Raw genomic sequence first — 23,160 nt, forward strand, 5'->3', positions numbered from 1 at the left:
GGAACTGCGCGACCAGCCACATACGGCCCGCAGGCAAAAACCCGCGCGAAGCCCTACGGACGGGGCTTGAGGCCGAGCTTCGACCGGGCCTCGTCGGGCGAAGCCACCCGCGAGCCAAGACTTTCCACAATCAGGACAGCACGCTCAACGAGTTGGGCGTTGGTCGCCTGATTGCCCCTACCGAGGTACAGGTTGTCCTCAAGGCCCACCCGGACCTGCCCCCCGAGCAGCACGGACTGCGCCACCCACGGCATCTGCATCCGCCCCAGCGCGAAGCTGGCCCACTGCGCGCCTTCGGGCAGCATGTTGACCATGGACTGGAGCACACCCGGGTCGGCGGGGGCACCCCACGGAACGCCCATGCAGAGCTGGAAGACGGTGGGGTCGTCCAGCAGGCCCTCGGCCAGAAGCTGCTTGGCGAACCAGAGCTGACCGGTGTCGAAGATCTCCAGCTCGGGCCGTACGCCGAGTTCCTGGATGCGCCTGGCGCCCTGGCGGAGCATGTCGGGCGTGGAGACGTAGAGGTTGGAGCCGTCGCCGAAGTTGAGGGAGCCGCAGTCCAGGGTGCAGATGTCGGGGAGCAGGTCCTCGACGTGCGGGAGGCGGTCGAGGCCACCGACGAGGTCGGTGCCCGGCAGATGGGTGAGGGGCTCGTCCGGGTCGATGACGAGGTCGCCGCCCATGCCCGCCGTCAGGTTGATGACGACGTCGGTGCCGGTCTCCCTGACGCGCTCGACGACCTCGCGGTACAGGCGCGGGTCGCGGGAGGGGGCGCCGGTCTCGGGATCGCGGACGTGGATGTGCACGACGGCGGCCCCGGCCTCGGCGGCCTCCACCGCGTTCCGGGCTATCTGCTCGGGGGTGACGGGGACGTGCGGGCTCTTGCGGACGGTGTCGCCGGCGCCGGTGAGGGCGCAGGTGATGATGACGTTGTCGTTCACGGGCATGCGGGACTCCCTTGCGGGTGCTGGGGGTTGGGGGGCGCGTTCGAGGGTGTGCGGCGCACGGACGTAACCGGTTCAGTGGGCGGTGAGCGCGGTGTCCACGTGGGCGAGCAGGGCCGCGTACATGTCGTCGGGGCTCGTGCCGGGTCCTTCGGGGGCGACGCCGGCCAGGACCTGGGTGGCCAGGCCGTCGATCAGGGCGGTCAGGTGCAGGGCGGCGGCGTCGGGGTCGACGGGCCTGAAGACGCGCTGCTCGACGCCGCGCCGCACGACGTCGGCGACGGTGGCGCGCCACTGCCGGTAGTACTCGGTGTGCAGCAGGCCCACCGTGGTGGAGCGGGCCGCCTCCGCCCACAGGTCGAGCCAGACGCTCCACTGCTCGCGCCGGCGTGCGGTGCGCGGGGTCTGGAGCTCGATGAGCTGGCGCAGCTCGTCTGCGGCGTCGGCCGCGTCGGCGAGGGACGCGGCCCTGCGCGCGGTGTCCTCGTCCATGCACCAGCGCACGGCCGCCTCCAGGAGGTCGTCGCGGCCGGGGAAGTGGTAGTGGATGGCGGCCGTGCTCGTCTCGCAGGCCTGGGCGATGTCCTGGACGCGGACGGCGTGGAAGCCGTGCGCAGCGATGAGGCGGACCGTCTCGCGGATGATCTGGAGCGGGCGGCCCTCGGGCGGGGCCGCGGCGCGCCGTCCGCGTGCCGCGCCGGAGCGGGCGGGCACGGGCTCCGCACCGCCGCGCGTGCCGAGCAGCCAGGCGGCGTCGACGTCGGCGGTGTCCGCGATACGGGCCAGCTCCGCGGCGGTGAAACGCCGGGTGCCGCCGAGCGAACGGGAGAGTTTCGAGGGGTCCATGACGATCCGGCGGGCGAACTCCCGCTGGGTCACACCCGCCGCGGCGATGACTTCCCGCACCCGGGCGGGCACGTCAGGGTCTTGCTCCATGCCGACCACCGTACCCCCGCATTGAGATCAGCACAACGCAAGCGTCAGCAGCCACACCGTCACATCCTTCAATATTCCCTGCGATCAAGGCGAACAAGACTCCTCACGAGCGATTTCGCATTGCCGTTGCGATGCTGACTGACGCATCAGCAAGCATCGCAACACCGGTCCTGCCGCAACAGGCACCGCAGGGGGGTGCACCGGATCGCGTCCGCAACGCCACGCAGCCCCCCGCTCCGTACACGTGTATGACCCGCGCGGGTGATTCCGGCGGGTCCTATCACGCGATGGTGTGACCGGTGGCGTCCAGTGGCATCGGGGGGCGCGCCGCGGGTAGTGCTCGGCTGCCCGTACGCCACCTCCCGCGAGGAGAGACCCCGCATGCCGCAGTCACGCCCCTTCGAACTGCCGAGCTTCTACATGGTGCATCCCGCGCGTCTCAACCCCCATGTGGAGGAGGCGCGTTCGCACACCCGGCGGTGGGCGCGGGACAGGGGAATGCTGGAGGGGTCCGGGGTCTGGGACACGGCCGACCTGGACGCGCACGACTACGCGCTGCTGTGCGCGTACACCCACCCGGACTGCGGGAGCCAGGCGCTCTCGCTGGTCACCGACTGGTACGTGTGGGTGTTCTTCTTCGACGACCACTTCCTGGAGCTGTTCAAGCGCACCCAGGACCGGGAAGGGGGCAGAGCCTATCTGGAGCGCCTTCCCATGTTCATGCCGATGGACCTGGGCACGCCGGTGCCGCGGCCCACCAACCCGGTGGAGGCGGGCCTCGCCGACCTGTGGACGCGCACGGTGCCCAGCATGTCCCTGAAGTGGCGCGCCCGCTTCGCGGAGAGCACCCGCAACCTCCTCAACGAGTCCCTGTGGGAGTTGTCCAACATCAACGCCCACCGCGTCGCGAACCCCGTCGAGTACATCGAGATGCGCCGGAAGGTGGGCGGCGCCCCCTGGTCGGCGGGGCTCGTGGAGTACGCGACGGGCGCGGAGGTGCCGGACGCGGTGGCGGCCTCGCGGCCGCTGCGGGTGCTCAGGGACACGTTCGCCGACGCCGTGCACCTGCGCAACGATCTGTTCTCGTATCAGCGTGAGGTCGAGGACGAGGGCGAGCTGAGCAACGGCGTCCTGGTGCTCGAAACGTTTCTTGGCTGCACGACCCAGGAGGCGGCGGACGCCGTGAACGACCTCCTGACCTCGCGGATGCAGCAGTTCGAGGACACCCTGTGCACCGAACTCGCGCCGCTGTTCGTCGAGCAGGCCCTGCCGCCGGACCGGTGCGCGGACGTCCTCGCGTACGCCGAAGGCCTCCAGGACTGGCAGTCCGGCGGCCACGAGTGGCATCTGCGCTCCAGCCGGTACATGAACGAGGGCGCCGTCGGGAACCGCTCACCGCTCGGGGGCCCCACCGGCATCGGCACGTCGGCCACCGGCGTCAAGGACCTCATCGCGGCGACCGGCGCCCCGCGTCTGCGCCGCTTCACGCATGTGCCGTTCCAACGCGTCGGCCCCTCCAGGATCCCCGATTTCCATCTGCCGTACACCACCACGATCAGCCCGCACGTCGACGGCTCCCGGCGCGAGGTCGTCGACTGGGCCACCCGGATGGGCATGCTGCAGCCGCAGCCGGGCGTCCCCGCCTCCCACATCTGGGACGCGCGCAAGCTCGCCGGTTTCGACCTCCCGCTGTGCGCCGCGGGCATCCACCCGGACGCGACGCCTGAGCAGTTGGACATCGGTTCGTGCTGGCTGACCTGGGGGACGTACGGCGACGACTACTACCCGGTGGTGTTCGGCAGGCCACGGGACCTGCTCGGCGCGAAGGTGTGCACCGACCGGCTGCTGCTCTTCATGCCGCTCGACTGCTCCCCGACGCCTCCCGCGCACAACGCCATGGAGCGCGGCCTCGCCGACCTGTGGGCACGTACCGCGGGGCCGATGGACGCGGAGGGGCGCGCCTCGCTGCACCGGTCCCTTGTGTCGATGACGAACAGTTGGCTCTGGGAACTCGCCAACCAGGCGCAGAACCGTATCCCCGAGCCGGTCGACTACATCGAGATGCGCCGCCACACCTTCGGCTCGCACCTCACGATGAGCCTGTGCCGCTTCGGGCACGGCAAGCACGTGCCCCCGCAGGTCTACGCGAGCGCCCCGGTCCAGAACCTGGAGAACGCCGCCGCCGACTACGCGATGCTCATGAACGACGTGTACTCGTACCAGAAGGAGATCGAGTACGAGGGCGAGGTGCACAACGCGATCCTCGTCGTGCAGAACTTCTTCGACTGCGACTACCCGACGGCGCTCGCCGTCGTCGACGACCTGATGACGTCCCGCATGAAGCAGTTCCAGCACGTCGCCGCGCGCGAGTTCCCCGTACTGTACGAGGACTTCGGGCTCGGCAAGGAGGCGCGGGACGTCCTCGACGGCTATGTGGAGGAGCTGAAGCACTGGATGGCCGGCATCCATATCTGGCACCGCGACTGCCGCCGCTACCGCGAGGAGGACCTCTCGGGCGGCCCGCTGCCCGTGCCTTCGGGGCTCGGCACGGAGGTGGTGCGTCCCGGCTGGCTGCGGGCGCTCGCCACGCCCTGATCCGAGCCCGGCCTCAGTGGTGTCCCTCCCCGCTGTGGATGCTCCGGTACTCCTCGGCCGTCGCCTTCGGCACCTGGGCACCGGGGCCGTACATCGCGTGCGACAGGCGGGCGCGCAGACGCTCCGACCGCGGCACCTTGCGGGCCACGCCGTTGGCGTCGACCAGGGGGCCCACGTCGATCGGCTCGTGCTGTTCGTGCGCGGTGAGCCGGAACCGTTCGCCCTGGCTGAGGGGCTCGTGGACCTCGATGTACTCGCCGTGCGGCAGGCGTTTGATGATGCCGCTCTCCTTGCCGTGCAGCACCTTCTCGCGGTCGCGGCGCTGCAGTCCCAGGCAGATCCGGCGGGTGACGACGAAGGCGAGCGGCGGCGCGACGAAGAAGGCGACGCGTACGAACCATGTGATCGCGTTGATGGAGAGGTGGAAGTGCGTGGCCCACAGGTCGTTGCCGCCGCCCACCATCAGCACGCCGTACAGCGTCAGCCAGGCCACGCCGAGGCCCGTGCGCGTGGGCGCGTTGCGCGGCCGGTCGGCGATGTGGTGCTCGCGTCTGTCCTTGGTGACCCAGGCCTCGATGAACGGATACACCGCGATCGCCGCCATGATCAGCGGGAACAGCATGAAGGGGATGAAAACGCCCAGTTCCAGGGTGTGGCCCCAGGCGTTGATCTCCCAGCTCGGCATCACCCGGATCAGACCCTCGGAGAAGCCGAGGTACCAGTCGGGCTGGGCGCCGGTGCCCACGAGGTCGGGGCGGTAGGGGCCGAGCGCCCACACGGGGTTGATGGTGGCGACCGCCCCCATGATCGCGAGGACGCCGAAGACCAGGAAGAAGAAACCGCCCGCCTTGGCGACGTAGATCGGCACGAACGGCGCTCCCACGACGTTCTTCTCGGTGCGTCCCGGCCCGGCGAACTGGGTGTGCTTGTGGTAGAAGACCAGGATCAGATGGGCCACCACAAGGCCCAGCATGATGCCCGGGAGCAGCAGGACGTGCACGGCGAAGAGTCTCGGGATGATGTCGTGGCCGGGGAACTCGCCGCCGAAGAGGAAGAAGGACAGATAGGTGCCCACGACCGGGATCGACAGGATGGCACCCTGCGCGAAGCGGATGCCGGTGCCGGACAGCAGGTCGTCGGGGAGCGAGTAGCCGGTGAGACCGGTGATCAGGCCGAGCATCAACAGGGTCCAGCCGAAAAGCCAGTTGATCTCGCGCGGTTTGCGGAACGCACCCGTGAAGAACACCCGCATCATGTGCACCAGCATCCCCGCGACGAACACCAGGGCCGCCCAGTGGTGGATCTGCCGGATGAGCAGCCCGCCGCGCACTTCCATGCTGATGTCCACGGTCGACTCGTAGGCGCGGGTCATCAGGACGCCCTTGAGGGGTTCGTACGTGCCGTTGTACTCGACCTCCATGCCGCTCGGCTCGAAGAACAGGGTGAGCCAGACGCCGGTGAGGATGAGGATCAGGAAGCTGTAGAGGCAGATCTCGCCGAACATGAAGGACCAGTGGTCCGGGAAGATCTTGCGCATCTGCGTCTTGGCGAGGGTGTGCACGCCCAGGCGGCTGTCGGCCCAGTCGGCGACGCGTTCACCCTTGCCGGGGCCGGTGTTGCGGGCGTGTTCGCTCATGCGCCTCCCCCCGTTTCCCCCCGTTGCCCCCTTGGGCGGCTACCAGGGTAGGGGCGACGCGCGCCCGTCAACAGGCCTTGTTCCGGGCGGCTTTCACCATTCCGCGAAGGATCCGTCCGGATGCCGCCACACCGGGTTGCGCCAGGCGTGTCCGCTCCGGTCGGCGGCCCGTACCGCCGCCTCGTCGACCTCGATGCCGAGCCCCGGCAGCGCGGTGCGGTGGGCGTGGCCGTCGGTGAAGCGGAACGGCTCGGTGTCGACCACGTACGACAGGAGGTCGCCGCGCTTGTTGTAGTGGATGCCGCGGCTCTGCTCCTGGATGAGGAAGTTCGGTGTGACCCAGGCGATCTGGAGGCAGGCGGCGAGCGCGATCGGGCCGAGCGGGCAGTGCGGGGCGAGCAGCGCGCCGTAGGTCTCGGCGAGCGCGGCGATGCGCTGCACCTCCGTGATCCCGCCTGCGTGCGACAGGTCGGGCTGGGCGACGGCGACGCCCGCGGTGAGGGCGGGCAGGAAGTCGGCGCGGCTGTAGAGGCGTTCGCCGGTGGCGATGGGGACGGGGCTCGCCGCGACCAGGGCGGGCAGCAGATGGCTCTGGTCGGGCAGCAGCGGCTCCTCCGCGAACAGCGGGTGCAGCGGGGCGATTTCGGTGAGGACGCGGCGGGCGCTCGCCGGGGTGAAGCGACCGTGGAAGTCGACGGCCACGTCCCGGTCGGGTCCCATGGCCGCACGGGCGACGGCGACGCGGTCGACGACGGCGGCGGTCTCCGCGGGGGTGGTCAGCGGCGAGGTCGCTCCGGCCGCGTTCATCTTCACGGCCGTGAAGCCCGCTTCGAGCTGCGCGGCGATGTGTTCGGCGAGCACCGCGGGCTCGTCGCCGCCCACCCAGGCGTACACTCGCACCCGATCCCGCACCGGCCCGCCGAGGAGGGCGTGCACGGGCGCCCCGTACGTCTTGCCCGCGATGTCCCACAGCGCCTGGTCGAGGCCCGCGACGGCGCTGGAGAGCACAGGGCCTCCGCGGTAGAAGCCGCCCTTGCTGAGCACCTGCCAGTGGTCCTGGACGCGCAGCGGGTCCTGCCCGATCAGATACTCCGCGAGTACGTCGACGGCGGCGCGCACCACCTCGGCGCGGCCCTCGACGACGGGCTCGCCCCAGCCGACGACACCGTCGTCGGTCGCCACGCGGCAGAACAGCCAGCGCGGCGGGACGAGGAAGGTCTCCACCCGGTCGATCTTCATGGTCGGTGTCTCCTCACGCTGAGGCCGATGCCCTCTACACGCTCACGCCGAAGCCTTCTTCACACTCCAGCCGCCGTCCACGACCAGGCTCGTCCCGGTGATGTACGACGCCTCGTCCGCGGCGAGGAAGGCGATGGCCGCCGCGACCTCCGCCGGCGAGCCGAACCGCCCGGCCGCCGTGCCCTCGACGGTGAGCGCGCGGTCCGCCTCGCCGATGCCGTCCCAGGCGGGCGTCAGGACCGGGCCCGGGAGCACCGCGTTGACCCGTACGTCGGGCCCGTACTCGACGGCGAGCTGGCCGCACAGCGAGAGCAGGGCGCCCTTGCTCGCCGCGTACGCGGGACGGCCGGGGATGCCGGTGTGGGCGTGCACGGAGGAGGTGAGGACGACGGCGCCGCGGTGGGCGCGCAGGTCCGCGAGGACGGCCTTGAAGCCGAGGAACACGCCGGTGAGGTTCACCGCGAGCTGGTGCTCCCAGGAGGCAAGGCTCATCTCGTGGGCGGGGGCGATGTCACATGCGTAGGCGTTGGCGGACAGGACGCCGACGGGGCCGAAGCTGTGCGCGGCGGCCACCACGTCGTCCCAGGCGGTGGCGTCGGTGACGTCCGCGGGTACGAGGACGGCGCGGCCGCCATCGGCCCGGATCGCCGCCACGACCGCCTCGCCGCGCTCGGCGGCCACATCGGTGACGACTACTGCCGCGCCTTCCGCGGCGAGGCGGGCGGCGGTGGCGGCGCCGATGCCGGAGGCGCCACCGGTGACCACGGCGACGCGACCGGTGAAGCGGGCGGCTGTGGGGGTGCCTGTGCCGGTGTCCCTTTCGGGTTCGGGGCCGGGGTCGGGATCGGCGCCGGTGTAGGCCGGACCGGAGCCGTCGGGGGCGGGTGCGCCTGGGTTCACGTGTGCGGTCCCCTCGTGCGGGTACGGGCCTGTCGTGCGGGTACGGGCCTGCGCGCCCACTCTAGGACCGGACCCCGCCCGCATCCATCGGCACGCGGCAGGTCGGCAGGGGCGCCGCAGCCCAGCCGAGACCCTCGGCCGCAGACCGGCTCAACGCCTCGGCCGCAAGCCCTCCACCTGCTCCGGCTCGGGCAGGATCTGCCACAGCCGCGGCGAGGGGTGCCAGTCGCGCTGCCACTCGCGTGGGTAGCCGACGGAGACCTCCACGTGCCGCACGCCGTCGTGGGTGAGGGTGCGCGGGATGTGCAGATGGCCGTACACGACGGCCGTCGCGCGGTACCGCACGGGCCAGTCGGCGGTGGCCTCCGTGCCGCACCACAGGGCGAACTCGGGGTAGTGCAGGATGCGCGTGGGCTCGCGGACGACGGGCCAGTGGTTGACGAGGATCGTCGGCAGCTTCGGGTCGAGGGCGGCGAGCCGTTCCCTGCTGTACGCGACGCGGGCGTGGCACCAGTCCTCGCGGGTGGCGTAGGGGTCGGGGTGCAGGAGCACCTCGTCCGTGCACACCACGCCGGTCTCGTAGGCGTACTCGAGGGCCGCCTTCTTGGTCTGCTTGCCCTCGGGCCGGAACGTGTAGTCGTACAGCAGGAACAGCGGGGCGACGACCACCGGGCCGTCCTCGCCCCGCCACACGGGGAAGGGGTCCTCGGGGGTGAGCACACCGATGTCGCGGCACAGGTCGACGATATGGCGGTAGCGGGCATCGCCACGCAGTTGGTTCGGGTCGTCGAGCGGCGTCCACAGCTCGTGGTTGCCGGGCGACCAGACGACCGTGTCGAACCGCTCGGCGAGGGTGCGCAGCGCCCACTCGACGTCGCGCATCATCTCGCCGATGTCACCGGCGACTATCAGCCAGTCCCCTTCGTGTTCCGGCCAGAGCTGGTCGACGAACTTCCTGTTCTCGGCATAGGCGATGTGCAGGTCACTGATGCCGAGCAGCCTCGGTGCCCGTCGCGATGCGGCAGATGTCGTCACCACGCGAGGCTAACCGACGCGCGGGGCCCCTCGGCAGTTGTTCCCCGGTGGCCGTCATCGCCCCGCTGCGCGGGTGCCCGCTCACGGTCTAAGGTGCCGGGAAGCGGGTGTGTGCACGGCAGGGGGTGTGAGTGGACGCAGGCACGGTGGGGCTGCGGATCGCGTCGTCGGTGATGGTGCCGCTGGTGAAACGGTTGCTGCTGCCGCCCCCGAGCCTGCCGGGCGCGGAGTTCGGCGAGCGCCCGGTGCGCATCCGGCGCCTGCTGTCCTTCACCGGTGACCGGCGCACCCTCAGCGAGGCCGACCTCTACCAGCTCGCACGGGAGTTGGTGCGCCGCGCCATGCGTGCGGCGGGCCCCCACGACCCGCCCATCGCCCCCGACGAACAGAATGCCGTCGGCTACGCGCTCGGCCACACCCTGCGCGCCCTCGGCGAGCTGGACATGGACGACGTGCAGGCCTTCGACCTGGGCCCCGAGAAGCTCGCCGCGGCCCTGGTGCGCGCCAGCGCCCCGGAGACGCGCGCGCTGCTCAGCGACGACGCCGCCCGCCTGCACGACCAACTGCTCGTGACGGCCTGTCTGCACCTGGTCCACCAGTTCAGCAAGCGCCCCGGCTTCGAGGCCCGCTCCCACGTCGAGCTGCGGCGCGGTCTGAGCGAACAGAAGGAGCAGATCCGGCTGCTCCTCGAGCGGCTGCCGACGACGCTCGCGGAGGACACCGACTTCGAGGAGCGCTACACCCGCTACGTCGTCAGTGCGCACTCCAGCCTCACCATCCACGGCGTCGACCTGCACGACCGGCGGAGCCAGGTCTGGCCCCTGGAGACCGCCTACCTGAGCCTGGAGGCCGTACCGGCGAGGGACCCGGTCGAACCGGTGCCCGGCGCGGCCAACGGCGAGGCCGACGGGCGCGCGGTCGACCCCGACCCGGAGTCGGAGCGCGCCACGGGCCCGGTGGAGGCGGCGCTCGCCGCGCACGACCGGGTGCTGCTTCGCGGTGTCGCGGGCACCGGCAAGACCACGCTCGTGCAGTGGCTCGCGACCACCACCGCGCAGCAGGACCGGGTGCCCGGCCAGTTGCCGCAGCTCCTCGGCCGGGTGCCGTTCGTCCTTCCGCTGCGCACGCTCGCCCGCGAGGACACCGAACTGCCCATGCCCGACCGCTTCCTGGACTGGATCGACTGTCCGCTCACGGGCAGCGAGCCCAGAGGGTGGGCGGTGCGGGTCCTACAGGCCGGGCGCGGGGTGCTCCTGGTCGACGGCGTCGACGAGATCCCCGAGGCCGAGCGGCTCCGGGCCCGCTCCTGGCTCGCCAAGCTGCGCAAGGCCTTCCCCGGCAACCTGTGGCTCGTCACCACCCGGCCCTCCGCGCTCCCCCTGGACTGGCTCGGCAGCGAGGGCTTCCGCGAGTTCACTCTCACGCCGATGCGGCCCGCTCACGTACGCCGGTTCATCCAGCGCTGGCACGACGCCGCGGGACCCGACAACGCGCTGGCGGCGACGCTGATGCGCGCGCTGCGGTCCTCGCCGGAGCTGAGCCGCCTCGCCACCAACCCGCTGCTGTGCACCCTCATCTGCGCGCTGAACCGTGAACGCAAGGGCCATCTGCCCAAGGGCCGGGTCGCGTTGTACGAGGCCGCGCTCGCGATGCTCCTGGAGCGCCGCGACCAGGAACGCTATCTGCCCTCGCTCCTGGACCAGAGGTCGGCGACCGAACCCCTCAAGCGCCTCGCGTACTGGCTGATCCGCAACGAACGCACCCGCCTGAAACGGCAGGCGGCCGTCGACCTGGTGGATCGGCTGCGGCCTTCCGTGCCGCAGCTCGCCGCCGCGGGCAGCGCCGAGTTCGTCCTCTCGCTGCTCATCGACCGCTCGGGGCTGCTGCGTGAACCGGGCGTCGGCGCGGTGGACTTCATCCACCGCACCTTCCAGGACTTCCTGGGCGCCAAGGCCGCCCTGGAGGACCACGACATCGGGGCCCTCGTCGCGCACGCGCACCTCGACCAGTGGGAGGACGTGCTACAGATGGCCGTCGCCCAGGCCAGGCCCGACGAGCGCGCCGACCTCCTCACCCGGCTCACCGCGCGGGCCGACCGCGAGGAGGACGACACCGTGCAGGTGCGCCTGCGCCTCCTCGCCCTCGCCTCCCTCGACCACGCGACCCGCCTCGACCCGGACATCCGCGCCGTCGTCGAGGATCGCGCCGCCCAGCTCCTGCCGCCGCGGAGCATGCGTGAGGCCAGGGCACTCGCGGAGACCGGGACGCTGCTGCTCGGCCTGCTGCCCGAGGCGGCGAGCCTCTCCGGCGACGCCGAGGTGACGACCGTGCACGCGATCTGCCGCATCGGCGGCGACGCGGCCCTGGCCCAACTGCGCGAGTTCGTGACGACGACGCAGCCCGCGGTGCGCACCCAACTGCTCGCCCACTGGGACCGGTTCGACACCGACGAATACGCCGAGGAGATCATCAAGCCGCTGCTTGCCGCCGGCGCGGGCGAGGCCGTCACGGTCCGTTCCGCTGCCGAGTTGAAGGCGCTCAGCGCGATGTCCGGGTACGCACGTGTGGTGCTCCAGGGCGACTTCAGCGAGCAGGACATCGTCGGCGCCCTGAACGCGGACAACCTGCGCGAGCTGCGCCTGCGCGGCAACGAGCGGCTGACGTCGCTCGGGTTCCTGTCGGCGTTCTCCGGGCTTCAGGCCCTCGCCCTGCACGGCTGCCGCGCCATCAGTGACACCGCGCCGCTGACCCGACTGCCCCTGCTGTCCCGGCTCACCCTCGCCGACCTGCCCCAACTGGAACCGCTCGCCCGGCTCTCCGCGTGCCCGCACCTGGACTCGCTGCTCCTGGGCGCGGCGGTGCCGTGGCGCGGCCTGCGCGACCTCCCGCGGCCGGGTGCGCTGCGGCTGCTCTCGCTGCCGCCGGACGCCGTCGAGCTGGCCGACATCACCGCTCTGACCCAGTTGCGCGAGCTGCGGCTGCACAACGCGAGCGACCGGCTCAGGCCCGACGACTGGGACGCGCTGCTCGCCGACCTGCCCACACTGCGCACCCTGCGCCTCTCGCACGAGCAACTGAGCATGATGCTCTTCCCGCCGGGGGCCCGCATCCCGCAGCTCACCGCCCTGGAAGTGCGCTCCCGGCCCGGCGCCACGGTGTCGCTGCGGCGGATCACACGACGCCTGCCGGGCCTTGAGGACGTCCACCTCACCCTGTTCGACACCGTCGACCTGGTGCATCTGGCCGGTCTCCCCGCGCTGCGCCGGGTGCGCCTGGACTATCCGGGCGAGGTGCACCACGCGGACGAGCTGCCCGCGCGCGTGGCACTCGCGGTGCGCCCGCGCACCTGAACCCCCGCCACGGATCCCGGCACCTCCGCGCCCCCTGTGCACCCCCCTCGTACCTCTCTGCGCACCCCCTTTGCACCCCCCCTGCGGACGGCCTCCGATCACGCCCGCACACCACTCCCACCACGCTCTTCGCCCGCATACCGCACCGTGTCACAGATCCGCCGTAATATGCCCGATCCCCTGCCACGTAAGCCCTGGCCAGCGGATAGTGGTGGGTGTAACTTCATGCACCTTCACCGCGGTTGACACCGGCATGGAACCCCCGGGAGGCCTTCGGTACCGGCGGGACGGGAAGCAAGCGGGCTGCCAAGGACGGGAGCGGAATCCGGCGAGATGCACACATCCGAAGCCCCTCGGCTGTACGCACGCGATCCGCTTCTCCACGGTCTGGTCCCCCGCCTCACAGGTCTCGCCCACGCCCAGCGCACCCGGGTCCCCTGGGAGTACGACAAGGACCTGCCGCTGGTTCTCCTCACCGGACGGCACGGCATGGGCAGGACCGCCGTCCTGCGCGCCCTGGAACGGCACTACGCCGGGCGGCTGCCGCTCGCGTTCGTCGACACCGCGGAGACCCCCCAGGTCGTCGGGCTCCTCGCCGACCTCGTGCGCTCGCTCGCACCCGACACCGGCCGGCGCTTCCCGCTGCTGCTTCCCGGCCTGCTCGCCGTCTTCGCCGGGTACGGGGAACACGGCGAACACGGCGAGCGCACCCGGACCACCACCCTGCGCCTCGCCCGCCTCCTGCTCGCCTGCCACCTGGAGTCCGGCTCCGAGGCGGACGTCGCCCAGCGGTGGGCGGGCCGCCTTCGGGGGCGCCTGGACGGCGGTGACGTACAGGACGCGGTCCCGCAGCACGCCGGTGACGCCCGGCACGACCGGCACGCCGTCGCGCACGCGGCGCTCGCCGAGTACTTCGAGCGGTACGCGCGCGGGCGCGGGTCCGCACCGCCGCGCCAGTGGTACCAGGACCGGTACGCCGAGTCCGAGGGCACCACGGGCACGGCGGCGGAGGGCCAGGACGGCCTCGTGCGGCTCGCCGACTGGTTCCACCGCGGCGGCGACTACCGGCAGGCGGCCGAACAGACCCTCGTGCACGCCTTCCTGGAGGACCTCACCGCCGCCCGCAGCAAGTGGCAGCGCCTGAACCGCGACCCGCGCCCCCTGGTCCTGCTCGACAACACCCACTCCCCCGCGGGCGAGCGCCTTGTCGACCTCGTCCTGGCGTACCGCGCACGGCCAGGCACCTCCCAGCACGACCCGCTGGTGGTCGTCGCCACCCGGCTCGGTGACGCCCCCGCCGACGCCGGGGACGCCACCCACCGCGCACTGCCGGACCTGGTGACCTCGACGCACTGGCGGCGCACAGGACACGCCCCGTCGGCGGGTCTGCTCGTGGTGCCGCTCACCCCGCTCAGCCGCGACGACGTCCTGCTGATGCTGGACGCCGCGTCGGCTCCGCTGCACCCGTATCTGGCGTCCGCGCTGCACACCCTCACCGGCGGGCACCCGCTGGCCGGCAGTGTGCTGTGCGAGGCCGTCCTCGACCACACCCGCGCGACGGCGGCACGGGACTCCGCGCCAGGGCCGCCCGCGGGTCCGCTCGGGCCGCGCAACCTCCTCGAACTGACCACCGCCGACGGCGTGCCGGTGACACAGGCGATCCTGGAGCGGCTGCTGCCCTCGCCGCACCAGCGGGCCCGGCTCGTACCGCTGTCCCTGGCCCGCGACAGCACGGCCGCGCAGGCGCTGGCCGCGCATCTGCGCCTGGAGGGCCCCGAACAACTGCCCGCGAACGCCGCCGCCGACTATCTGGAGGCCGAGCACTGGCAGCACGACACGCCGCAGGACCGGCCCCTCGCCGCCGACCCGCTCCTTCACACCCTCCTCGTGCACGAGGCCCGCCGCACCTCCCAGGGCACCGACTCGCGCCGCGGCTGGCAGGAGATCCACGGCTTCCTGCGGCGCCACCACACCACGCGCGGTGAGGACAGCGAGGCCGACGCGCTGCGCCACACGCTGGCGGCCGGGGACGCGAAGACGGTGGTGGCGGCGCTGTCCGAGGAGTTCCAGTCGGAGCAGGACCGGCAGAGCGCGCTGCGCTGGCTGAACTGCCTGTGGTACGCGGCGACGGCACCGCCCCCGCCCGCGGCGGACTGGGACGACGAGCGCGCCGAGATGGCGGCGGGCGCGTTCGACGAGCGCTATCACGACATAGACGAGATCGACCGCTGCATCAACAGGCTGCTGCACGGCCTGTGGTACCTGTCCGACGCGGCCGCCGAGCCGGAGGCCGACCTGTGCGACGACATCGGAGCCGAGTTGGCGTTCCTCTCGCTGCGGCACCAGTCCTGGCGCGCGGTCCTGAGCCAGGCCGCCCGCACCTGGCCCGCCGCCGTCCGCGCCAAGCGCCCCCTCCCGCTGCCCGAACTGTGAGGAAGCATGTTCCTGAGCCGTCGCAACGGGTTCGGCCCCCTCGACAAGGCCGTCGCCGTCCTGGTGCCGCTGGTCCTGATCGCCGTGGGTGTGGTCGTGTATCTCGCGACGCGTCCCGGGGACTGCGCCGGGGGCCTGGAGAAGCGTGACGGCGAGTGCGTGGGCGTCACGGACGAGGCGTTCGAGGCGAACGACGACATCAAGGCGCTGGTCGAAGCCGTCGCTGACGAGAACGCGCGGGTGGCGAAGGCCTGGTCGGCCCCGCAGTTGGGCCAGACGCCGATGCCGTACGGCCGCATCGCGCTGATGATGCCCTTCACCTCCGACGACTCCAGTGCCATGACCGCGGACATGATCCGCCGCGCCCTGGCAGGTGCGCACGCCGCCCAGTTGCGCGCCAACAGCAGCGGCGGGCCCCACTACCAGCTCCTCATGGCGCCCGACGGCAAGGACCTCGACGAGTGGCGTCCCGTGGTCGACGACCTCGAAGGGCTCACGGACGACCGGCAGACGCCGCTGGTGGGCGTGATGGGCCTGCCGAGCAGCACGCCCGAGACCCGGGACGCGATGCGGGCACTGAGCGAGCGACGTATCGCGACCGTGGGCCCGGTCATCACCTCCGCCGACATGAACGCCCCGTATTTCTTCAAGACCTCACCGAACAACGACCTGTTGGTGGATGCACTCGATCAGTACCTGAAGAAGAACAAGGGCCGGGGAAAGGGCTTCCTCGTCTTCGACAGCCGACCCGACGACGTGTACTCGCGCAATCTCCACCGGCTCCTGGAGAAGAAATTCGGTGAGAAGTACGGGCTGCGCAAGCGCTCGGCCTCGTTCCTCGGTTCGACGGGACCGGCCGCCGGCATCCCGCAGCGATTCCAGTCCGCCGCGCAGAAGATCTGTGTGACCGACTCGGACACCGTGTTCTTCGCCGGACGCGACCAGGATCTCCCGGCACTCGTGAAACGCCTGTCACAGGAGCCTTCCTGCGACCGCGACAACCCCGTGCGCATCCTGAAAGTCGGCATCGGCCTCGAACCGACCCTCACCACCGATGAACTCACCGCGATGCTGCGGGAAACGCGGACGACATTGGTCGCCGCCGCCTCGGTGACACCCGAGTGGTGGCTGGCGAAGAGCGGCGCGCCCGTCGGCCTCGGCGGCTTCCTCTCGGTCTTCGACAAGATGAAGAAGCCGTACGGCCTCGGGCCCAAGCCCCTCGACGACGGTTACGCGATCATGTACCACGACGCCTTCATGCTCTTGGCCAACGCCTTCGACCGGTCGTACTCGGAGGCGAACGAGGGCACCGAGGGCTCCACGGGCACGCCGTCACCGGTGAGGACACCGACGAAGGACGACGTCTACAACACCCTCATCGACGCGAGCATCGTCGACACCGGTGAGTCCACCCGCTGCATCGGCTGCCTTCAGGGCGCGGCGGGCACCTACGGGTTCGAGAAGTCCTCGGACACCGACCAGTGGCCGGTGTGCAAGCCGGTACCCGTCATCGAGCATCCGGCCGCGAAGGACCGCGGGCCGCAGACGACGTACCGGACCTTCGCGAAGACGTTCCGGCACCCCTGCCCCTGACGGACGGCACGGGGGCGTTACGGGGGACGGCACGGGGGACTGCACGCGGTCGGCGCGCGGGATGGCACGTGACAACAACACGTGCCCCCCACATTGGCCTGAATCGATGACGCGATAGATGTTTACTCAACTTCTCGGTTGTCTAGACCCGTTGACACTCCAGGAAGCGCTCTCCTACTGTCGCCAAGGTCGCTCGGACAACGTAAAACGCAGCCCAAAAGCGCGTGGAGGGGTTCGTGAACAGCACTGAAGGTGCCCGCGATATCGACCTGGCCGCACCCAAGAACGGTGACGGTCTCCCGGACGTAAGTCTCGATCAAGCGCACTCGCCGCAGAAAGTTCTGGCGCACGGTGATCTCCTGCGACGATTCGTGGCAGACGAAGAGATCAAACCGGTCCACATGCGGATCGGCATCATGGGCGCCTGCAATATGCGTTGCAATTTCTGCAACTTCCATTCACCGAACGAGGAGCAGTTCTACGACCTGTTCTCGTTCAAGGACTCCCTCACCACCGACAAGGCGATCACCCTGCTCAAGGAGTTCGCCGAGAACGAGGGCCGCGCCGTGACGTTCTGCGGCAGCGGTGAGTGCACCATCCACCCGGGTTACGCCGACATCTGCCACGCCGGGCACGACTCCGGCCTGCGCATCGGCCTGATCACCAACGGCTCCCGGCTCGGCCGCCCCAAGGTCGCCGACTGTGTCACCGCGACCCACACCTGGGTGCGGGTCGGCATGAACGCGGGCACCGAGGCCACGTTCAACGACATCACCCGCGACCGCGAGCAGACGTTCTCCAAGTTCATCGGGACGATCGGCCATCTGCGCGACAACGCGGTCGCCCCGGACTTCCGCATCGGCTTCAACTATGTGATCACGATGCAGAACTACCGCGAGATCCTGGCGGCGGCCCGCATCGCCCACGAGTCCGGTGCGCACTACGTCCGCTTCGAGCCGGAGTTCTACAGCGCGATGGGCCACGAGACCATCGAGTCCGTGATGGCGGAGATCTCCGGTTCGCTCACCGAGGCCGCGGCCCTGTCCACGGACGAGTTCGAGGTGTCGGTGCCGAAGCTGGACCGCGGCCCCATGGACCAGGTCGAGGAGGTCGAGGGCGACTTCGAGCGCTGCCACTACAGCCGCTTCGTGACGGCGGTGGGCGCCGACGGCCACCTCTACCCGTGCCCGCAGGTCCACCTCAACAGCCGGTACCGCATCGGTGACGTCGTCGACCTCGGCTACCCCACGGTCCTTGACGGCGGCCCGCGCGCCGAGTGGGAGTCCACCAACCCCAACCGCACGGACCTGTGCAAGTCGTGTTTCTACCGCCCGCAGAACGAACTCCTGGAGCTCCTGAAGCGCGGCCAGATCAAACTGGACGAGGCGCTGGACGCGTACGCAGTCGAGGTCCCGGACACCTTGCACGCAGACTTCGTCTGAGTCCTGCCCATCCGCCCGCCCCGTTCCCCTCCCCGTCCCGGCGCAGTTCCAGCCCGTGCCGGAGCAGTTCCAGCCCGTGCCGGAGCAGTTCCAGCCCGTGCCGGTGCACTTTCAGCCCGTCCGGCGTTTGAGGACAAGGCGCGAAGCGCCGAAAAGGGGGGGCCCGGGGGGCGCAGCCCCCCGGTTCGGGAAGGGGCGGGCCCGGGGCGCCCCGCGAGGGCCAGCCACCCGCACACTCACAGGAGCGATCGCACCCGCATGCAGACCACCCACGTGCGCCGCCTGCTCGGAGCCGAACCCACCCTGCGCCCCACCCCACCCCTCTCCGACGCCCCCGCGCACACCGCCTGGTCCCGCGGGGTCCGAGCGGTCGTGGAGCGCCTGGCCCGCGTCGAACGCGCCCCGCTGGAGATCACCGCCGTCGACACCACCGTCGCCGACGGCCTGCGGCGCGAACGCCTGACCCTCAACTCCCCGTCGCGGGGCGCCTTCCAGGGCACCCTGCTCGCGCCGCCCGACACCACCGCCCCCGCCCCCGCCGTCCTGGTCCTCGGCGGCAAGAACGCCCGCCTGGAGCAGCTCACCGGTGAGAGCCCGCCGGACTTCCCCGACCGGAACGTCGCCGAGCACCTCGCCCGGTCCGGGTTCGTCACGCTGACCTTCGAGCACGGCATCGGCGGTGGCCTCGACGAACAGCGGCGCGCCGGGCGCGAGGAGGGCGCGCTGCTGGCGCACGCCTTCGCCCTCACCGGCCGCTCGCTCCTCGGCGCCCTTGTCGGCGACACCCTGGGCGCCCTCGACGTCCTCACCTCGCACCGTCTCGTCGACGCCGACCGCGTGGGCCTGTTCGGGCACAGCCTGGGCGCGGCCGTCGCCCTGCACACCGCGCTCCTCGCACCGCGCCCGCTGCCGGTGTGCGCGGCCAGCCACCTCGGCAGCTATCCGGCGCTGTACGAACGGCTCCTGACCGGGTACGAGGGCGCGGTCCTGCCGGGCATCCTGGAGTACGCCGACCTGGGCGACCTCTACGCCGCGCTCGCCCCGGCCCCGCTGCACCTGCAGTTCGGCACCGACGACGCCTACCTGGAACCGGCCGACGCCCGCGCCGCCGCCGGCATCGTCCGCCGCGGCTACCGGGCGGCGGCCGCCACGGACCGCCTCGACGTGCGTGAACTCCCCATGGGGCACGGCACACACGTACGGCACGCGGCCGACTTCTTCGCCCGCGCCCTGAGCCGCGGGGCCGAGGCGTCCGGGGCGTCCGGGGCGGTCGGCGACGTGCCCGCCCAGCGCGTCCACTTCGGGGTGGCCGAACGCCGCGCCGTCCTCGACCGGGTCGACGCCGCGCTCGCCTCCGGCCACCTCACGCAGGGCCCGGGGCTCGCCCGCTTCGAGGAGCTCTCACGGACCTGGACGGGGCGCGAGGGCGTGGCGGTCGCCTCCGGTGCGGCCGCTCTGGAGATCGCCCTGCGCATCGTCGGGGTGGCGGGACGCACCGTGCTCGTACCGGTCAACACGTTCTTCGCCACGGCGGCGGCCGCCGTGCGGGCGGGGGCGCGGGTACGGTTCGTCGACATCGAGCTCGACGGGCTCGGCATCGACCCGGACGCCCTGCGCGCGGCGCTCGACCGCCATCCGGACACGGCGGCCGTCCTTCCCGTGCACATCGGCGGTATCGTCTCGCCCGCACTCGACGACGTGATCTCCCTGTGCGAGCGGCGGGGCGTCGCGGTCGTGGAGGACGCCGCGCACGCGCTCGGCACGACCCTCGGCGACCGGTTCGCGGGTGCCTTCGGGCGGTTCGGCGCGTTCTCCTTCTTCCCCACGAAGGTCGCGGTGAGCGGCGAGGGCGGCCTGGTGACGTGCGCGAACGCCGAGGACGCGGAGCAGGTGCGGCGCTGGCGCGACCACGGCAAGAGCGCCCAGGGCTCGACCCTGCACGACCGCCCTGGCGGCAACTGGCGCATGAGCGAACTGCACGCCGCCGTCGGCACGGTGGACCTGGAGCGGTTCGACGACACGCTGGCCGCGCGGCGCGCACTCGCCTACGAGTACGACGAGTTGCTGGCCGACGTGCCCGGCGTCCGTGCCCACACGGTGCCCGCCGCAGTGCACAGCAACTACTACAAGTACCTCGCCTATCTGGACGCCCCCGTGGACCGGGCCCTCCTGAAGAAGCGGCTGCGCGAACGGCACGGGGTGTCCCTCGCGGGTGAGGTGTACGACCATTTGCTGTGCGACCAGCCGTACTTCGCGTCGGCGGAGGCGACACGTACCGAAGTGGGGGCGGGAGCCGGAGCGGGGGCGGGGACCGGAGCGGGGGCGGGGACCGGAGCAGGCGCGGGGACCGGAGCAGGCGCGGGGACCGGAGCAGGCGCGGGGACCGGAGCAGGCGCGCCCGTCGTCGACGGGCCGTTCGAGCAGGCCCGCTGGTTCGCGCGGCACCACATCGCCCTGCCGCTGTATCCGACGCTCACCCGCGCCGAACAGCTCCGGGTGGTCGAAGCGCTGCGCGGCGAGCTGTCGTGACGGCGCCGTACGCAGGGGGGCCACTCGACGGCGAACTCCCGGGGGAACCAGGCAGACAAGAGCAGGGGACGCCGGGCGTCCACGCGTTCCGCAGGGGCGAATGGCAGCCGTCCCTGGACACCGCCCCCCTGCCGGGCCCCGCGGGCACCCGCCTCGCGCTCGTCCCGCACATCGTCGCCCACTCCGACCGCCGCTGGTGGGACACCGTCCACCACGGCCTGCCCCCGCTCACCGACCGCCGTGAACGCGTACTCGCCGCCCTTGAGTTGTTCCGGCACGGCACCGTCACGGTCGGCGGCCTGGGACCGCAGAGCGCGGCCGGGTTCCGGACGGCGCTGTGGGAGAGCGCGGGCCTGCCGGGCCCCCTCGTCGACCGCTGGGGCGCGCTGCTCCACGACGGTGCCGCCCGTCGCGGGGCCGCCGTGCCCGACGAGGCACTCGCCCTGGTGTCCCTGCCCGGCAACACGTTCACCTGCCTGGACTCCGTCCTCGACGAGGCCGAGCGGTCCGCGTGCGTCTGGGTGCGTCCCAGCCGCCGCGAGCCGTTCTCCGCCGCCCGCCTGGTCGCCGCCCTCCTCGCCGTGGGCTGGCCCCCGCAGCGCCTCGCCCTGTACCCCACCGAACAGCGCGTCCTGCACGGCCTGATCGGCCTGACCGACCGGCACGTGGTGTACGGCGGCGCGGGCCTCGCGGCTTCGGTACGGGACTCGGCGGCGCTCACGCTGCACGGGCCAGGGCGCGGCTGCGCCCTCGTGCCGCCGCCCGACCCGGCCCGTGCCGACGGTGGCGGTTCCGGCCCACTCGCCATCGCCGACACGGTGGCCTGGCTGCTGCCGCTGGTCGCCGCGGACTCGGGCCGGTTCTGCAGCAACGTACGCACCGTCGTGTGCGTGGACCACGACCCGGAACCCCTGGCGAAGGCCCTCGCGACGGCGCTCGACGCGCTGCACCCCGGCCCCGCCCCCGACCCCGCGGAACCGCACTGGCCGCTGACCGCCTTCCGCGATCCCGCCGAGGCAGAGCGCGCCGTCGCCTCCGTACTCGACCGGTTGCGCCCCGGCGACCGGGTCCTCACCCGCGAGCCCGCCCTCGTACGCGGCGCCCGCGGGGACCTCTTCGCACGCCCGCTGCTCGCGCTGCTGCACGGCCGCGGCGACGGCGGTCTCGGTGACGGCGGCCTCGGCGTCGGCAGTATCGGCGACGAGGGCCTTGGCGACGACGGTCTCGGTGACAAGGCGCGCCATCCGCTCGCCGGACACGAGGTCCCCTTCCCCTTCGCCGCCGTGCTCGGCGCAGGCGCCGACGCCGCGCGCGCCCTCGCCGACGACTCCCTGTTCGTGTACCGACCGCCGGCGGCACCAGGAGAACAGCCATGACCACCTCGTCCCGGGCGGAGCACGCCCCGCAGGTCACCTTCGACACCCTGTACGACACCCTGCGCGAGCGCGTGCCCGAGCTGGCCGTGGACCTCGACACGTGGACGCGCCGCATGATGCGCTGGCACTTCGAGCCGGAGACGGGCTCCCCGTTCTGGGTCGGCCGCAGGGACAGGCTCGGCTTCGACCCGCTCACGGACGTCGACGGCTTCGCGGCCCTTGAGCTCTTCGGGCTCTTCGACAAGGGCGAACTGCGGGCCGCGAGCGCCCTCGACCTGCGCCCGCGCGGCTACCGGGACCGGCCGTTCCGGGTCTTCGAGACGGGCGGCACCACCGGTGCGCCCTGCCGTATCGTGAACGTGACGCGGCTCGCGTACGACGTGGAGATCTACCGGACCGTCCTGGAGGCGCGCGGCGTCGCGGGCGGCGACGTCCTCGCGATGACACCGAGCGGCCCGCACGCGTACGGGCACTTCGTGGAGGGCCTCGCCGACAGTTGGTGCGGCGCGGTGTACGCCATCGACTTCGACCCGCGCTGGGTGAAGGCGTCCCTGCGCGCGGGCGGCGAGGCGGACGCGTACACCTCGCACCTGGTGGAGCAGACCCTGACCCTGCTGACCGCCGAGCGTCCCTCGCTCCTGTTCACCACCTCGCGGCTGCTCCTCGAACTCGCCATGCGGCTGCCACGGCCGCTGCACACCTACGGCATCCGCGCGGTGTGCACGGGCGGCACCACGTGCTCCGCCGCCGAGGCCGCCTTCCTGCGCCAGGAGCACCTCGACGGCGTGCAGTGGATCGACACGTACGGCAACACCCTGGCCGGCCATGCCCTACAGGCCGACGCGGTGCCGGGGGCGCCCGCGCCGCCCGGCGGCACCGGCCACTCCTACCATCTGCCACCGCCCTTCGCGGTCCTGGAGGTCGTCTACCCCGCCGATCCCTGGCGCGTGGTACCCGTGGGCGAGCGGGGGCGCGTGCGCGTCACCACCCTCCTGGAGGACCTCTTCCTGCCCAACCTCCTGGAACGGGACAGCGCGATCAGGACAGGTCCGCACCCCTGGTTCCCCTGGGAGGGCGTGGCCGCGGTCCAGGTCTTCCGCGACGGCCTGACCGGGCCGCACGGGGCCGTCGAAGGCGTCTACTGACCATCCG

14 protein-coding genes are annotated in these 23,160 nt (G+C 71.9%); 8 read left to right on the forward strand and 6 right to left on the reverse strand.

Translation table 11 applies throughout. The annotated features are described in order from the left end of the window. Positions 1-53: 53 nt before the first annotated feature. Positions 54-947 (reverse strand): beta-keto acid cleavage family enzyme, encoded by an 894-nt coding sequence (locus IG78_RS0108655; RefSeq protein WP_030560814.1) that lies wholly within the window; start codon positions 945-947, stop codon positions 54-56. 72 nt (positions 948-1,019) lie between these two features. Then, entirely contained in the window at positions 1,020-1,880 is an 861-nt protein-coding gene (locus tag IG78_RS0108660; RefSeq protein ID WP_030560815.1) for a TetR/AcrR family transcriptional regulator, read from the reverse strand. A 381-nt stretch (positions 1,881-2,261) separates the two neighbouring features. Here IG78_RS0108660 and IG78_RS0108665 point away from each other — a divergent pair, with 381 nt between their 5' ends. Beyond that, entirely contained in the window at positions 2,262-4,475 is a 2,214-nt protein-coding gene (locus IG78_RS0108665) for a terpene synthase family protein (protein WP_030560816.1), read from the forward strand. A gap of 13 nt (positions 4,476-4,488) precedes the next feature. Here IG78_RS0108665 and qcrB read toward each other — a convergent pair whose 3' ends face one another. The 4 genes from qcrB to IG78_RS0108685 all read right to left on the reverse strand — a co-directional run bounded on the left by qcrB (position 4,489) and on the right by IG78_RS0108685 (position 9,285). Beyond that, entirely contained in the window at positions 4,489-6,111 is a 1,623-nt protein-coding gene (gene qcrB, locus IG78_RS0108670) for a cytochrome bc1 complex cytochrome b subunit (RefSeq protein ID WP_030560817.1), read from the reverse strand. Positions 6,112-6,204: 93 nt separating this feature from the next. Further along, a complete protein-coding gene (gene dgoD / locus IG78_RS0108675) occupies positions 6,205-7,350 on the reverse strand; it encodes a galactonate dehydratase (protein ID WP_030560818.1) in 1,146 nt (381 codons plus the stop codon). Positions 7,351-7,392: 42 nt separating this feature from the next. After that, the gene (locus tag IG78_RS0108680; RefSeq protein ID WP_051852465.1) at positions 7,393-8,115 is read right to left on the reverse strand and encodes an SDR family NAD(P)-dependent oxidoreductase; all 723 of its coding nucleotides are present in this window, start codon (positions 8,113-8,115) and stop codon (positions 7,393-7,395) included. Between the two features lie 285 nt (positions 8,116-8,400). Beyond that, positions 8,401-9,285: a metallophosphoesterase family protein gene (locus IG78_RS0108685; RefSeq protein WP_030560820.1), complete on the reverse strand. Its 885-nt coding sequence runs from the start codon at positions 9,283-9,285 to the stop codon at positions 8,401-8,403. 131 nt (positions 9,286-9,416) lie between these two features. Between IG78_RS0108685 and IG78_RS0108690 the strand changes: the two genes are divergently transcribed. The 7 genes from IG78_RS0108690 to IG78_RS0108720 all read left to right on the forward strand — a co-directional run bounded on the left by IG78_RS0108690 (position 9,417) and on the right by IG78_RS0108720 (position 23,153). Next, positions 9,417-12,635, forward strand: a complete 3,219-nt coding sequence (locus IG78_RS0108690; protein ID WP_030560821.1) for an NACHT domain-containing protein — start codon at positions 9,417-9,419, stop codon at positions 12,633-12,635. A 333-nt stretch (positions 12,636-12,968) separates the two neighbouring features. Then, complete coding sequence (locus IG78_RS0108695) at positions 12,969-15,068, forward strand: hypothetical protein (RefSeq protein WP_030560822.1); 2,100 nt, start codon at positions 12,969-12,971, stop codon at positions 15,066-15,068. Between the two features lie 6 nt (positions 15,069-15,074). Beyond that, positions 15,075-16,661, forward strand: a complete 1,587-nt coding sequence (locus IG78_RS0108700) for an ABC transporter substrate-binding protein (RefSeq protein ID WP_030560823.1) — start codon at positions 15,075-15,077, stop codon at positions 16,659-16,661. A 236-nt stretch (positions 16,662-16,897) separates the two neighbouring features. Further along, entirely contained in the window at positions 16,898-18,103 is a 1,206-nt protein-coding gene (locus tag IG78_RS0108705; RefSeq protein ID WP_225881922.1) for a radical SAM protein, read from the forward strand. A 258-nt stretch (positions 18,104-18,361) separates the two neighbouring features. Continuing rightward, positions 18,362-20,632: a DegT/DnrJ/EryC1/StrS family aminotransferase gene (locus tag IG78_RS0108710; RefSeq protein WP_037684839.1), complete on the forward strand. Its 2,271-nt coding sequence runs from the start codon at positions 18,362-18,364 to the stop codon at positions 20,630-20,632. Next, positions 20,629-22,008 carry a hypothetical protein gene (locus IG78_RS0108715; protein ID WP_030560826.1) on the forward strand — a complete coding sequence of 460 codons (1,380 nt, stop codon included), beginning with the start codon at positions 20,629-20,631 and terminating at the stop codon, positions 22,006-22,008. The genes IG78_RS0108710 and IG78_RS0108715 overlap by 4 nt, the downstream gene beginning before the upstream one ends. Then, a complete protein-coding gene (locus IG78_RS0108720; protein WP_030560827.1) occupies positions 22,005-23,153 on the forward strand; it encodes a phenylacetate--CoA ligase family protein in 1,149 nt (382 codons plus the stop codon). The genes IG78_RS0108715 and IG78_RS0108720 overlap by 4 nt, the downstream gene beginning before the upstream one ends. The last annotated feature ends 7 nt before the right edge of the window (positions 23,154-23,160 follow it).

The sequence above is a fragment of the Streptomyces aureocirculatus genome (assembly GCF_000720475.1).
Classification (GTDB): Bacteria; Actinomycetota; Actinomycetes; order Streptomycetales; family Streptomycetaceae; genus Streptomyces; species Streptomyces aureocirculatus.